This is a genomic window from Streptomyces sp. NRRL B-3229 (assembly GCF_000719505.1).
GTDB classification, from domain to species: domain Bacteria; phylum Actinomycetota; class Actinomycetes; order Streptomycetales; family Streptomycetaceae; genus Streptomyces; species Streptomyces griseorubiginosus.
Map to the genome: position 1 here is coordinate 532,435 of NZ_JOGP01000001.1, position 13,082 is coordinate 545,516.

Here is a 13,082-nt window from a genome sequence, read left to right on the forward strand (position 1 = left end):
TCACGCTCGGGTGTTCACAAGCCATGCACCCTCCGCGTCGGCCACCCACCCCCCCTCGCGCCGACCGGCTCGCGGACCCGGTGGCACACAGTCCACCGGGTCCGCCCTGAGCTCTCCCGCAGTTGCTGACGGGGACTCAGCCGACCCTGCACGGAAGGGTCGTGGCCGCGTCCCCGCCGGAGCCCGTCACGACATAGCCGAACGTCGCGCTCTGCCCCGGACTCAACGAGCCGTTCCAGTTGGCGTTGTGGACCATCACGCTCTGGCCGCTGTAGGTCGGGTTGCCGTTCCAGAGGCTGTCGACCTTCTGGCCGGACGGCAGGTTCCAGTCGACCATCCAGCCCAGCATCGGCACGTCACCGGAGTTGGTCACGGTGACCTCGGACTGGTAGCCGCCGCTCCAGCTGCCCGTCGTCTTACGGGTGGCGGTGCAGGTGCCGGGCACCGGCTCGGTCGGGTTGCCCGGCTCGTGGATGCCGGTGACCTCGCCGTTGCCGCCGTCGAAGACCACGTCGGAGCAGGAGTAGAAGGTCTCCGCACTGTCCGAGCGCTGCCAGACCATGTAGATGATGTGGCGGCCCGACTTGTTCGCCGGGAGCTGGCCGGTCCAGGAGTAGTTGGCCTCTACCGTGCCCGGACTGCCGTGCAGCGGCGGGTGGTCGACGCTGAGGAAGGGCCGGTCCTCGATGTCGTTCCAGGTGAGGGTCTTCTTGGGGTCGAAGCCGTCCTTGGTGACGTAGACGTAGAACCAACCCGGGTGCGCGGCCCAGGCGTTGTAGGAGAAGTCGACCGTCTTGCCGGCGGTGAGGTGGGTGAGCGGCCAGTCGTCGCGGGGGGCGTTGAAGCCGGTGAAGTTGGTGTTGCCGCCGCTGCACAGCTGACCGTCCGGCACGAAGCCGCGGGTGCGGCCGGCACCGTCGGAGCGCAGCACGGAGAACCAGTTGTAGAACGGCGTGGTGCCGCTGACCTGTTGGGCGTTCTTGCAGGCGGGGTTGACCGGTTTGATCTCACCGGTGTCGGTCAGCGCGTCCTGCCAGCACAGGAAGGTGCGGCTGGCGGGTTTCATGGGGGTGCCGTGGGCCTCGGCCCTGCCGCCCGTGGTGAGCACCAGGCTCAGGGCGGGGATGGTGGCGAGCAGGGAGACGAGGACCAGGAAGAGGGCTCTGGGACGGGTCACCCTCGCTAACTTTGTCAGGATCATGACAGTCCAGTCCGTTCCTTGAGGTACGGGCCGTGCGGGTGTGGGGTTGCGGCGGGGTGGGAGCGCACATGCGGGCGGGTTCCGGTCCGTCCGAATGGGAGCGCTCCCACCCTGCCTTCTGCGGAAGGTAGCGGGAAGGGGCGCAGTTGTAAACGGCTGGCGCTGGTGTCAGTGGTGTGTCGTGGTGCCGCCGGTCGGGTGGGGGCACCACGACAAGCTGGTCACGGGACTGCCTTCCCCCGTCGAAGTCGACCTGGACACGCTCTTCTGATGGCGGGAGCCGGTGACCGTCACACAGGGTGGGCCGTCTGGAAGGCCAGGCGTTCCTCCGCGGCTTCCCCTACGGCCGTCAGCGCGTCGTCGAGGTCCAGGAACTCCTCCCACACCGTCCGCCCGCTCGCCTCGGCCAGCCTCCTGACGACCAGGTCCTCCAGCTCCGGGACCCGCTTGTTCTTCCAGATCTTGTCGGCGAGGCTGACCAGCAGGTCTTCGAGGCCGATGTCCGGCAGGGTCCAGCTCGCGTGGGTGGCGGCGAAGCGGGCGAGGCCGGGAGCGACACCGTGCGCCAGGAGGAGCCGCCGGCCGGCCTCCTCGTGTGCGGAGCCGGGGCCGAGGAGTTCACCGACGTGCGCGGTCTTGCCGATGTCGTGGGTCGCGGCACCGAACAGCACTGCCTGCCGGTCGACTTGGAGCAAGGGGTGTCGGCGTGCCAGCCAGTCGAGGAGCTCGTGCGCCACGTCGTGCACCAGGCGCAGGTGGGCGGCGAGACGGGGTGGCGCGTCGAGCGACTGGAGGAGACGGGCTGCGTCGTCGGGGAGGGGGCGGGGGCCGGGGTCGTGCAGCGCACGGTGCAGCGGGGTGGGCGTGGTCACGGGGCAAGGGTAGGACGGGATTCGGTCTGCCCTCGGCACGACCGGCGGCGCCTGGCAGCACTGCTACTTCACCAACTGACCCCGCAGGCGGGGCGGGAGGGTGGCGGCAGGGACATCCGTATCGCCGCCCTTCTCCGCCCCGGACTCCGTCGCCCTCGGGAGTCGGATCGTGAACTCCGTTCGGCCCGGGGCGCTCTGGACGGTGATGTGGCCTCCGTGTGCTTCCGTGATCGCCAGCGCCAACGACAGGCCCAGACCCGAGCCGCCCGCGCTCGCGTCCGCCCGGTAGCGGGAGGTGTCCGCGCGGGTGAAGCGGTCGAAGACCGTGGGGAGGAGGGTCGGGGGGATGCCGGGGCCGTCGTCGCGGACGCTGATCGCACAGTGGTCGTCCGACGGTTCCACCGAGGTCACGACCCTCGTTCCCACCGGCGTGTGCGCCCTCGCGTTGGACAGCAGGGCCACCACCGCCCGACGCAGGAGGGGCGCGTCTCCGGTAACCAACGCCGTGGTTTTCAAGGGGAGTTCGAGCTGCCAGTCGTGGCCGCTGTCCGCCGACCTCGCTTCCCACACCGTCTCCGCTACCAGTGCCGCCAGATCCACCCGGACGGCCCGGAGCGGGTTGCCCTCGTCGAGGCGGGCCAGCAGGAGCAGGTCCTCCACCAGAGCCGTCATGCGCGCGGACTCGGCCGAGACGCGGCGCCAGGCCAGCACCGGGTCGACGACGCCGGTGCCGCGGTTCACGAGCTCGGCGTACCCGGCGATCGAGGCGAGGGGCGTACGGAGTTCGTGGCTGGCGTCGGCCAGGAAGCGCCGCATGCGCTCTTCACCGCTCCGTACCAACTCCTCGCTGTACCAGACCCGTTCGAGGAGGTGGTTGAGCGCGGCGCCCATCTGCCCGGCCTCGCTGTCCGGGTCGGTGTCGTGCACGGGCACCCCGGTGAAGGTGTCGTCGGGTCCGAGCGGGGTCCGGGCGACCTCGGCCGCGGTCGCGGCGACCCGGCCGAGGGGGCGCAGTTGCCGTCGTACGACCACCGCGCAGACGCAGCAGGCGACGGCGAGCCCGGTGGCCGCGACGGCGGCCTCGACCAGCACCAGTTGGCTGAGCATGGTCTCCACGTCGGCCGTCGGCAGCCCGGTCAGGAGCTGTACGCCGCCGCTCCGCAGGACGGTGACCCGGTAGGCGCCGAGCCCCGGGACGGTCCGGGTGTGCTGCGAGCCGTCGGCGCGCAGGCCTGTCAGGGCGGCCTGCTGGGCTGCGCCTAGGTCCCTCGGCGGGGCGTCCTGCATCACGACGGCCGCGGAAAGTACCTTCCCGTCACCGGACAGCCGGGCGGCCAGCATCCCGGACGGGTTTCCGTCGTCCTCGAGGAAGCCCAGGTAGGTGCTCGACCTCGGGTGGCGCGCTGCGCCGCCGAGGCTGCGTTCGGCGGCGTTCACGACCCGGCCGTCGAACTCGCCCATGACGTAGGCGCGTTGGAACAGCGCGGTGGTCAGGGCCGTCGCCCCGCAGACGACGACCAGGGTGGCGCAGACGAGGAGGAGCAGCCGGGTGCGCGTCGCGCGCGGGCGCCGTCGCGGCCGGGTCCTGGTGCCAGTCATGTACCGATCGTGTCCCGGTCCGCTGAGGGAACCCTGTGTTCCACCTGAGAGTGGGTGATGACCTGCGGGAACGGCGAAAGGGCCGCACCCCCGGCACCGGGAGTGCGGCCCTTTCGCGACGGACTGGTGTCCGCGAGGGACTACTTGCGGATCAGCGAGCGCAGCACGTACTGCATGATGCCGCCGTTGCGGTAGTAGTCGGCCTCACCGGGGGTGTCGATGCGGACGACCGCGTCGAACTCGACGCCCGTGTCGGTGGTGACCTTGACCGTGCGCGGCGTGGTGCCGTTGTTCAGCTCCTCGACACCGGTGAAGGAGAAGGTCTCCTCGCCGGTGAGGCCGAGCGTCGCGGCCGACTGGCCCTCCGGGAACTGGAGCGGCAGGACGCCCATGCCGATGAGGTTCGAGCGGTGGATGCGCTCGTACGACTCGGCGATGACGGCCTTGACGCCGAGCAGCGCGGTGCCCTTGGCGGCCCAGTCGCGGGACGAGCCGGAGCCGTACTCCTTGCCGGCCAGGATGGCCAGCGGGATGCCCTGCTCGATGTAGTTGCGGGAGGCGTCGTAGATGAACGACACCGGACCGCCGTCCTGGGTGAAGTCCCGGGTGTAGCCGCCCTCGGTGCCCGGCGCGATCTGGTTGCGCAGGCGGATGTTGGCGAACGTGCCGCGGATCATGACCTCGTGGTTGCCTCGGCGGGAGCCGTAGGAGTTGAAGTCACGACGCTCCACACCGTGCTCGGTGAGGTACTTGCCGGCCGGGGTGTCGGCCTTGATGGCACCGGCCGGGGAGATGTGGTCGGTGGTGACCGAGTCGCCCAGCTTGGCGAGGACCCGGGCGCCGGTGATGTCGCTGACCGGCGTGGTCTCCATCGTCATGCCCTCGAAGTACGGGGGCTTGCGGACGTAGGTCGACTCGGCGTCCCACTCGAAGGTGTTGCCGGTCGGGATCGGCAGCGCCTGCCACTGGGCGTCACCGGCGAACACGTCGGAGTAGGACTTGTTGAACATGTCCTCGCCGATGGCGTTCGCCACGACGTCGTTGACCTCGGCCTCGGAGGGCCAGATGTCGGCCAGGTAGACCGGCTTGCCCTCCTGGTCCACCCCCAGCGCGTCCTTGGTGATGTCCACCTTCATGGAGCCCGCGAGGGCGTACGCGACGACCAGCGGCGGGGAGGCCAGGTAGTTCATCTTGACGTCGGGGTTGATACGGCCCTCGAAGTTCCGGTTGCCGGAGAGGACCGAAGTCACCGCGAGGTCGTGGTCGTTGACGGCCTTGGAGACCTCCTCCGGCAGCGGGCCGGAGTTGCCGATGCAGGTGGTGCAGCCGTAGCCGACGAGGTTGAAGCCGACCTTGTCGAGGTAGGGGGTGAGCCCCGCCTTGTCGAAGTAGTCGGTGACGACCTTGGAGCCCGGGGCGAGGGTGGTCTTGACCCACGGCTTGCGGGTCAGGCCCTTCTCGACCGCCTTCTTGGCCACCAGGGCGGCGGCGACCATGACGTACGGGTTCGAGGTGTTGGTGCAGGAGGTGATCGCTGCGACCGTCACGGCACCGTGGTCGATCTCGTACGTCGAGCCGTCGGGGGCGGTCACGGTGACCGGGTTGGACGGGGCGCCGTTCGGGGCGACCGCCGGGGCGTCGGAGGCCGGGAAGGACTCCTTGCCCGACTCGTCGACGTCGTCGACGTAGTTGCGGACGTCCTGCTTGAACTGCTCGGCGGCGTTCGCGAGGACGATACGGTCCTGCGGGCGCTTCGGGCCGGCGATCGACGGGACGACCGTCGACAGGTCCAGCTCCAGCTTCTCGGAGAAGTCCGGCTCGGCCTTCGGGTCCAGCCAGAGGCCCTGCTCCTTGGCGTACGCCTCGACGAGCGCGAGCTGCTGCTCGGAGCGGCCGGTGAGCTTGAGGTACTTGATGGTCTCGTCGTCGATCGGGAAGATCGCGGCGGTCGAGCCGAACTCCGGCGACATGTTGCCGATGGTGGCGCGGTTCGCGAGGGAGGTGGCGGCGACGCCCTCACCGTAGAACTCGACGAACTTGCCGACGACGCCGTGCTTGCGGAGCATCTCGGTGATGGTCAGCACGAGGTCGGTGGCGGTGGTGCCGGGCTTGAGCTCACCGGTGAGCTTGAAGCCGACGACGCGCGGGATGAGCATGGAGACCGGCTGGCCGAGCATCGCGGCCTCGGCCTCGATGCCGCCGACGCCCCAGCCCAGCACACCGAGGCCGTTGACCATGGTGGTGTGGGAGTCGGTGCCGACCAGGGTGTCGGGGTAGGCCTGGCCGTTGCGGACCATGACCGTGCGCGCCAGGTGCTCGATGTTCACCTGGTGGACGATGCCGGTGCCGGGCGGGACGACCTTGAAGTCGTCGAACGCGGTCTGGCCCCAGCGCAGGAACTGGTAGCGCTCGCGGTTGCGGCCGTACTCCAGCTCGACGTTCTGCGCGAACGCCTCGTTGGTGCCGAACTTGTCGGCGATGACGGAGTGGTCGATGACCAGCTCGGCCGGGGAGAGCGGGTTGACCTTCGCGGGGTCGCCGCCGAGCTCCTTGACGGCCTCACGCATGGTGGCGAGGTCGACGACACAGGGCACGCCGGTGAAGTCCTGCATGATCACGCGGGCCGGCGTGAACTGGATCTCCTGCGACGGCTGGGCCTGGGAGTCCCAGCTGCCGAGGGCGCGGATGTGGTCGGCGGTGATGTTCGCGCCGTCCTCGGTACGGAGCAGGTTCTCCAGGAGAACCTTGAGGCTGTACGGCAGGCGGGCCGAGCCCTCCACCTTGTCCAGCCGGAAGATCTCGTACGACTCGTCACCCACGCTCAGCGTGGCGCGGGCGTCGAAGCTGTTCGCCGACACGACAGTCTCCTTCATTTCTGTGCGCTTACCACCGCATCCTGCCGCCACGCCACCTTGGCCGATCCGCTAAGGTAAGGCTAAGTTAGGCATGCCTTACCGTCGGGTCGACGGGCGCGTGCTGCTGCGGTACGCCTCGGCAGATATCTCGATGTCGAGATAACTCTAGTACATGAGGCCGGGATGGTCATGCCCGGCCCCGCTGTGATGTCCCGCCCGGCACGCCCGACGGATGGGAGACCGGCAAGCCCGACGGACGGGAAGGGAATCCGACCCTCTCAGGGAAGCGCGGTCCACTACGAGCGCGGCCGGCTGCCTTACGCCTTGGGAACAGCGCGTCGGGCCGGCCGGGCAGGTCGTGGAGCGCGGCGCGGACGACCTGGTGGCGTGGATGTTCTCCCGCTCCGACTCGGCACCCCATCTGCTCGGCGACCAGCCGGCGGAGCCCGAGCTGGACCCGCGCGCCCCGCTGCGGCGGATCTCGCCGGAGGGCCGCTTCGCGGAACATCTCCCGGCGACCCGGGTCATGATCTGGCGCCCACCGCGCCGCGAGGGGTGACGGCGCCCAACTCGCCCCCGGGGACGGGGTGGTGCGAAACCCGGCAGCCATCTCTTCGCCGGGCCGGGGTATTCGAACGGCAACGACAGCACGCGAGACCTTCGACAGGAGGCCCCCATGCCGCTCACGTTCCGCAAGAGTTTCCGGATCCTTCCCGGAGTGCGGCTCAACATCAACCGGCGCTCGTGGTCCATCACGACCGGCGGCGGCAGCCACGGCCCGAAGCACACCCACAGCAGCACGGGACGCCGTACGACATCCATGGATCTGCCCGGACCTTTCGGATGGCGCCGGACCCGTACCGCCAAGCGCCACTGACGGCTCCTCGGATCCGCTCGGGTCACTCACCCGAACGGACGCCTCGGAATGCGCGATCTCATATCTGAGATAGCCTCAACCCCATGGCAGACGACTACCTCGTACGCATCGGCAAGCTCATCCGTGACGCCCGGCAGCACCGGGGCTGGACACAGTCGCAGCTCGCGGAGGCACTCGGCACCAGCCAGAGCGCCGTCAATCGCATCGAGCGCGGCAACCAGAACATCAGCCTTGAGATGATCGCCCGTATCGGTGAAGCACTGGACAGCGAGATCGTCTCTCTGGGCTACGCGGGCCCGATGCATCTGCGGGTGGTCGGCGGGCGCCGGCTGTCCGGTGCCATCGACGTCAAGACGAGCAAGAACGCCTGTGTGGCCCTGCTCTGCGCCTCGCTCCTCAACAAGGGGCGCACGGTGCTGCGCAGGGTCGCCCGCATCGAGGAGGTCTACCGCCTGCTGGAGGTGCTGGGCTCCATCGGCGTCCGCACACGGTGGATCAACGACGGTGTCGACCTGGAGCTGGTCCCGCCGACCGAACTGAACATGGCGGCGATCGACTCCGACGCGGCCGTGCGCACCCGCTCGATCATCATGTTCCTCGGCCCGCTGCTGCACCGCATGGACCGCTTCAAGCTGCCGTACGCCGGCGGCTGCGACCTCGGCACCCGGACCATCGAGCCGCACATGATCGCGCTGCGCCGGTTCGGTCTGGAGGTCGCGGCGACGGAGGGGCAGTACCACGCGCGGGTGGACCGGGCGGTCCGCCCGGACCGTCCGATCGTACTGACCGAGCGCGGCGACACCGTGACGGAGAACGCGCTGCTCGCGGCCGCCCGCCACGACGGCGTCACCGTCATCCGCAACGCCTCCTCCAACTACATGGTCCAGGACCTGTGCTTCTTCCTGGAGGCGCTCGGCGTCAGGGTCGAGGGCATCGGCACCACGACGCTCACCGTGCACGGCGTGCCGCGCATCGACGTGGACGTCGACTACTCCCCCTCCGAGGACCCGGTCGAGGCGATGAGCCTGCTGGCCGCGGCCGTGGTGACGGAGTCGGAGCTGACGGTGCGCCGGGTGCCGATCGAGTTCCTGGAGATCGAGCTGGCGGTCCTGGAGGAGATGGGCCTCGACCACGACCGTACGCCGGAGTACTTCGCGGACAACGGCCGTACCCGCCTCGTCGACCTCACGGTCCGGCCCTCCAAGCTGGAGGCGCCGATCGACAAGATCCACCCGATGCCGTTCCCCGGCCTGAACATCGACAACGTCCCGTTCTTCGCGGCGATCGCGGCGGTCGCGCAGGGCCAGACGCTGATCCACGACTGGGTCTACGACAACCGCGCGATCTACCTGACCGACCTGAACCGCCTGGGCGGCCGACTCCAACTCCTCGACCCGCACCGCGTCCTGGTCGAGGGCCCGACCCGCTGGCGCGCCGCCGAGATGATGTGTCCCCCGGCCCTGCGCCCCGCCGTGGTCGTCCTCCTGGCGATGATGGCGGCGGACGGCACGTCGGTGCTGCGCAACGTCTATGTCATCAACCGGGGTTACGAGGATCTGGCGGAGCGGTTGAACTCGGTGGGAGCGCAGATCGAGATCTTCCGGGACATTTGATGTGTGAATGCCGCCGCACCCCGTCTGACCTGATACTGAGCGAGTCAGGGAGGGGTGCGGCAGCATCTCTGGGACGTCTCTGGGACTTTGGGCCCGCGGCGTCGCTTCCTCCATGGCCTCCCGCCAGCGCACCTCACGCTCTTCCCTCGCGTGTTCCTCGCTCTCCCTGCGCCGAGCGTCCTCCACCGCTCGCGCCTCGATCTCGCCGAGAACCAGCACCGGAGACTGTTCAGGGGTCCGGCTCTTCCGGTCGCGCCAGCAGCCGGGGCTGCCGGTCAGCCCGTGGGCGACCTCCACGACGAGACGCGAGGATCGTCCCGGATCCGTGGACTCGGGAAGCTCCTGCCTGCTGGTGACCGGATACGCGAAGCCGTCGACAACGATGTCCATCCCACTCGGAAGCGAACAGAGATACGCGTATGTCGCCCGGACTCGGCTCCCGCCCGTGCGCCCCCTGACCTCCGCCCGTCGCGGCCGGCTGCCGACTTGCCCCGGTGTGCTACACAGGGATTAACCAAAGGGGCATTTTGCAGCAGCTCACGCTCGGAATCGTGTCGCAGACCCGCAAGGAGAACGAGCATCGTCTGCCCGTTCACCCCGCCCATTTCGACCGCATCGACGCCGGTCTCCGCAAGCGCATCTATCTCCAGGAAAACTACGGAGAGCATTTCGGCGTCCCGGACAGCCGGCTCGCCCCGCTCGTCGCGGGCTTCCGTACACGCGAGGAACTCATCGCCGACTGCGATGTCATCCTGCTGGCCAAACCACTCCACGAAGACCTGGCCGAACTGCGCGAGGGTCAAATCCTGTGGGGCTGGCCGCACTGCGTCCAGGACGAGAGACTCACCCAGACCGCCATCGACCGGCAGCTGACTTTGATCGCCTTCGAAGCGATGAACCACTGGACCCGCAGCGGCGCCTTCAACCTGCACGTCTTCCACAAGAACAACGAGCTGGCCGGGTACTCCTCGGTCCTGCACGCCATGCAGCTGGCCGGGGTGACCGGCGACTACGGGCAGCGGCAGCGCGCGGTTGTCATCGGCTTCGGCGCGACCGCCCGCGGCGCGGTGACCGCGCTCAGCGCCCTGGGCGTGCACGACGTCGACGTGCTCACCGCGCGTGGCGTCACCGCCGTCAGCTCCCCCATCCACTCCGCGCGGATCGTCCACTTCGACCACGACAAGGCCGACGACACCCTCGACCCGCGACGCAGTGTCGCCCTCACCGAGGACGGCCCGCTGCCGCTGGCCGAGTTCCTCGCCGGGCACAACATCATCGTCAACTGCGTGCTACAGGACACCAACGCGCCGCTGATGTTCCTGATAGACGAGGACCTGCCCAAGCTGGCCCCCGGCACCCTGGTCATCGACGTCTCCTGCGACGAGGGCATGGGCTTCGCCTGGGCCCGGCCCACCACCTTCACCGACCCGATGTTCACCGTCGGCGACCACGTCGGCTACTACGCGGTGGACCACAGCCCCTCCTACCTGTGGAACTCCGCGACCTGGGAGAACAGCGAGGCCCTTCTGCCCTATCTCGACGTCGTGTTGCAGGGCCCCGACGGCTGGGACACCGACGACACGATCCGGCACGCCATCGAGATCCGCCGTGGCGTCATCCAGAACCCCAAGGTACTCGCCTTCCAGCACCGCACCGCAAAGTACCCGCACGCCCACGTGGAGACCGGGACGGCGTCACGGCCGTAGCGTCGGTACGTCCGGTGCCCCCGCCCTCCTGCGACCGATGTCCCGAGCCGCCGCGCGGCGGCGCCTCGCGGAGCTCCGGGTGATCTTGTTCCGCTCGTCCGACGGCAACAGCGATGCCAGATCCGGGGCTCGACCTCCTGTGACGCCGCGGGGCTGGTCCGCCGGCTGTGCCGCAAATGTCTGGTCGTTCATCATCGTGCCGCATCCTGCTTCCTGTGCGTCGTGTCGGATTGGCGTTGCGGCATGGCCCCAAGACGTGCAGGCCGGTCAACCGGTGCCAGTCCGTGTCAACGCGATGCAGCTTGCGTTCCGACGCGGTCGTGACACGGGCGGGAGTACGGTAGTGAGGACCAGGGCATTCCGTGTGCCGGAACTGAGACCGGCCGACCCCGGACCGACGCCTCGTGTTCGGGTCCACCGGGCCCACCTTCCTTCCGCAGCACGCCACCCGGGCTCACAGGGAGCCCGTGAGCCCGGCCGCGCCATCCGCATCCAGGCCGAGGAGCCCCGTATGCCGCTCCGTCCGGCAAGGTCCATGACCGTCACACGGTCGGACACCGTCCCGCTGCCCCAGGGCTACAACAGGACGTCCCCCTTCCCGGCGCTGTGCCTCGTCGGCCGAGTCCGGACCGCGTCGCCACCCGCCGCGCCTGACATCAACCATTCATCCATGTAAGGCAGTTGGCAGGAGATCTCATGACCACCGCACTACAGCCCCCGCTTCCCTCCCATCCTCTCCTTCGCCTGCGTCTGGCGCCGCGCGGCGCCATGCCCCGCCCCATAGATGGAGCGTGGTGGCCTCGTTCGTACGACCTGCTCGCCGAACTCCCCCAGCTGCTCGCCGGGTTGCCGCGCGAGTGGGGCCATATCACCAGCATCACGGTCAATGGGACGACCTGGTCCGCGGTGCCCGGCCGGATGCTCGTCTCCAACCAGGTCGTACAGCTGCACAGGACCCTCACGGCGTCCGCCGCGCACACCATCGTCCTTCTCGCACCCGGCCAGGGACGCTGGGACCTGATGGTCGTGCCACCGAACACGACCGAGGAGGCCGCGGAACGGCTCATGGCGGACGGGGCGGACGGTCAGGCTCGAGAAAAGCGGTGACGAAACCTCGATGGTGATTTCGTGGGTCCCGGCGGGGGTCAAGCGCGTGCGGCGAGCGGTCCGGTGCGGACTGCGCTGCCCAGCGCGGGCAGAGAGGCCGACGCTGTACGGACCAGTTTGCCGACGGGCGGGTGCACCAGCCAGATAGCCGGGACAGGTCACGGCCGTTGGGGCGAGCGGGATTCAGCCCAGCGCAACCGGGCCATGAGGACTGGGGCTGGGGTCGGGGCCGCAATCAGCCCCCCCGCGGGAGGCGGCTCCGGTCCGCCAGGGGACGCCTGCCCCGGACCCCACGATTCGAACGTCCTGTTGCTGACCCGTCGTGCAGTTTCCGCAGGCGTGCGTCTCCTCGCCGCCGAGGGCGGCGGGCATGGGACGCCGAAACCGTGGAACCCGGACATCGAGTTCGTGGTTCGGAACGTGGAACCCGGACATCGAGTTCGTGGTTCGGAACAGAGCCACGGGCCGTCGTGCTCGTGCGACTGACAATGGTCGCGCGAGCGCGCGCTGCCGAGGTGACCGTGTCTCTCACCTGGATGCGCCCGTTGCCGGTGGTCGCCTCGTGCGTGCGTCGGCGGCTCGCGGCAGACCGGGCCGCGATGGCAGGCAGCTGGATTGCCCTAAGACTGTTTGCAGGTGCCGGTTCGCGGAACCCCGCCTGTCGGCCTCACGGGCGCCTTCGACGGCACTGTCATCCTGGAGCCGGCACCGGACTGGCACGACGGCCGCCTCGGCTGACCGGAGTCACGTCTTCGGCGCTACCCGGTCGGTACCGGTGTTGATAAGAATCTGTTCGGCTTGCGTGATGTTGTCGGCCCGGACGGCTTCTGCCATGGCAGCGCGTGCCGCCTCGGGGGTCGCGTGCGGCGGGATGACGAGGAGGGAGAAGTAGTCCTGATCGCCCCTGGTGACGAGGACGGTGTCGTCGCCGACCGGGAAGGAGTCGATGCGGACGATGCGGTCGTCGACGAGCAGGCGCGTCGGCAGCGCGTCCCAGGCTGCGGCATCCAGGCCGACGCGCGTGAGCGGCCCGAGGTACTCGGCCAGCGCGGAGATCAGGGCGGGAAGCTCGGCTGCGACATCACGGGAGCACGGCCACCACGCCCCGTCGAGAACGCCCCGCCGGTCATGCGTGGTCTGTAGCCGTACGACAGCCGTCCCCGGCTTCACCGCCTGGTGGACGGCGTCCGGCAGGAGCCTGGTCACACGCGGGGAACCGGAGTCGGACATGACACCCGCCTGTCTGTGAGGG

10 protein-coding genes are annotated in these 13,082 nt (G+C 69.3%); 5 read left to right on the forward strand and 5 right to left on the reverse strand.

Features of this window, described 5'->3' with window-relative positions:
* Positions 1-136 precede the first annotated feature (136 nt).
* From IF54_RS0102315 to acnA, 4 genes are all read right to left on the reverse strand, one after another.
* Complete coding sequence (locus IF54_RS0102315; RefSeq protein WP_030313880.1) at positions 137-1,201, reverse strand: lytic polysaccharide monooxygenase auxiliary activity family 9 protein; 1,065 nt, start codon at positions 1,199-1,201, stop codon at positions 137-139.
* 290 nt (positions 1,202-1,491) lie between these two features.
* Positions 1,492-2,073, reverse strand: a complete 582-nt coding sequence (locus tag IF54_RS0102325; RefSeq protein WP_037819068.1) for an HD domain-containing protein — start codon at positions 2,071-2,073, stop codon at positions 1,492-1,494.
* Between the two features lie 63 nt (positions 2,074-2,136).
* The gene (locus tag IF54_RS0102330; RefSeq protein ID WP_030313884.1) at positions 2,137-3,672 is read right to left on the reverse strand and encodes a sensor histidine kinase; all 1,536 of its coding nucleotides are present in this window, start codon (positions 3,670-3,672) and stop codon (positions 2,137-2,139) included.
* Positions 3,673-3,812: 140 nt separating this feature from the next.
* Entirely contained in the window at positions 3,813-6,530 is a 2,718-nt protein-coding gene (gene acnA / locus IF54_RS0102335) for an aconitate hydratase AcnA (protein ID WP_030313886.1), read from the reverse strand.
* A 355-nt stretch (positions 6,531-6,885) separates the two neighbouring features.
* On the opposite strand from acnA, the gene IF54_RS39345 reads away from it, so the two are divergent.
* The 5 genes from IF54_RS39345 to IF54_RS0102360 all read left to right on the forward strand — a co-directional run bounded on the left by IF54_RS39345 (position 6,886) and on the right by IF54_RS0102360 (position 11,830).
* The gene (locus IF54_RS39345) at positions 6,886-7,086 is read left to right on the forward strand and encodes a hypothetical protein (protein WP_030313888.1); all 201 of its coding nucleotides are present in this window, start codon (positions 6,886-6,888) and stop codon (positions 7,084-7,086) included.
* Positions 7,087-7,203: 117 nt separating this feature from the next.
* Entirely contained in the window at positions 7,204-7,404 is a 201-nt protein-coding gene (locus IF54_RS0102345) for a DUF4236 domain-containing protein (RefSeq protein ID WP_020133807.1), read from the forward strand.
* A gap of 83 nt (positions 7,405-7,487) precedes the next feature.
* Positions 7,488-9,017 (forward strand): helix-turn-helix domain-containing protein, encoded by a 1,530-nt coding sequence (locus IF54_RS0102350; protein ID WP_030313890.1) that lies wholly within the window; start codon positions 7,488-7,490, stop codon positions 9,015-9,017.
* Positions 9,018-9,544: 527 nt separating this feature from the next.
* The gene (locus IF54_RS0102355; RefSeq protein ID WP_037819070.1) at positions 9,545-10,723 is read left to right on the forward strand and encodes a N(5)-(carboxyethyl)ornithine synthase; all 1,179 of its coding nucleotides are present in this window, start codon (positions 9,545-9,547) and stop codon (positions 10,721-10,723) included.
* A 696-nt stretch (positions 10,724-11,419) separates the two neighbouring features.
* Positions 11,420-11,830 carry a DUF5994 family protein gene (locus IF54_RS0102360; protein WP_037819072.1) on the forward strand — a complete coding sequence of 137 codons (411 nt, stop codon included), beginning with the start codon at positions 11,420-11,422 and terminating at the stop codon, positions 11,828-11,830.
* 744 nt (positions 11,831-12,574) lie between these two features.
* Here IF54_RS0102360 and IF54_RS0102365 read toward each other — a convergent pair.
* Positions 12,575-13,060, reverse strand: coding sequence for a DUF5994 family protein (locus IF54_RS0102365; protein WP_030313897.1), 486 nt, complete (start codon positions 13,058-13,060; stop codon positions 12,575-12,577).
* Positions 13,061-13,082 lie beyond the last annotated feature (22 nt).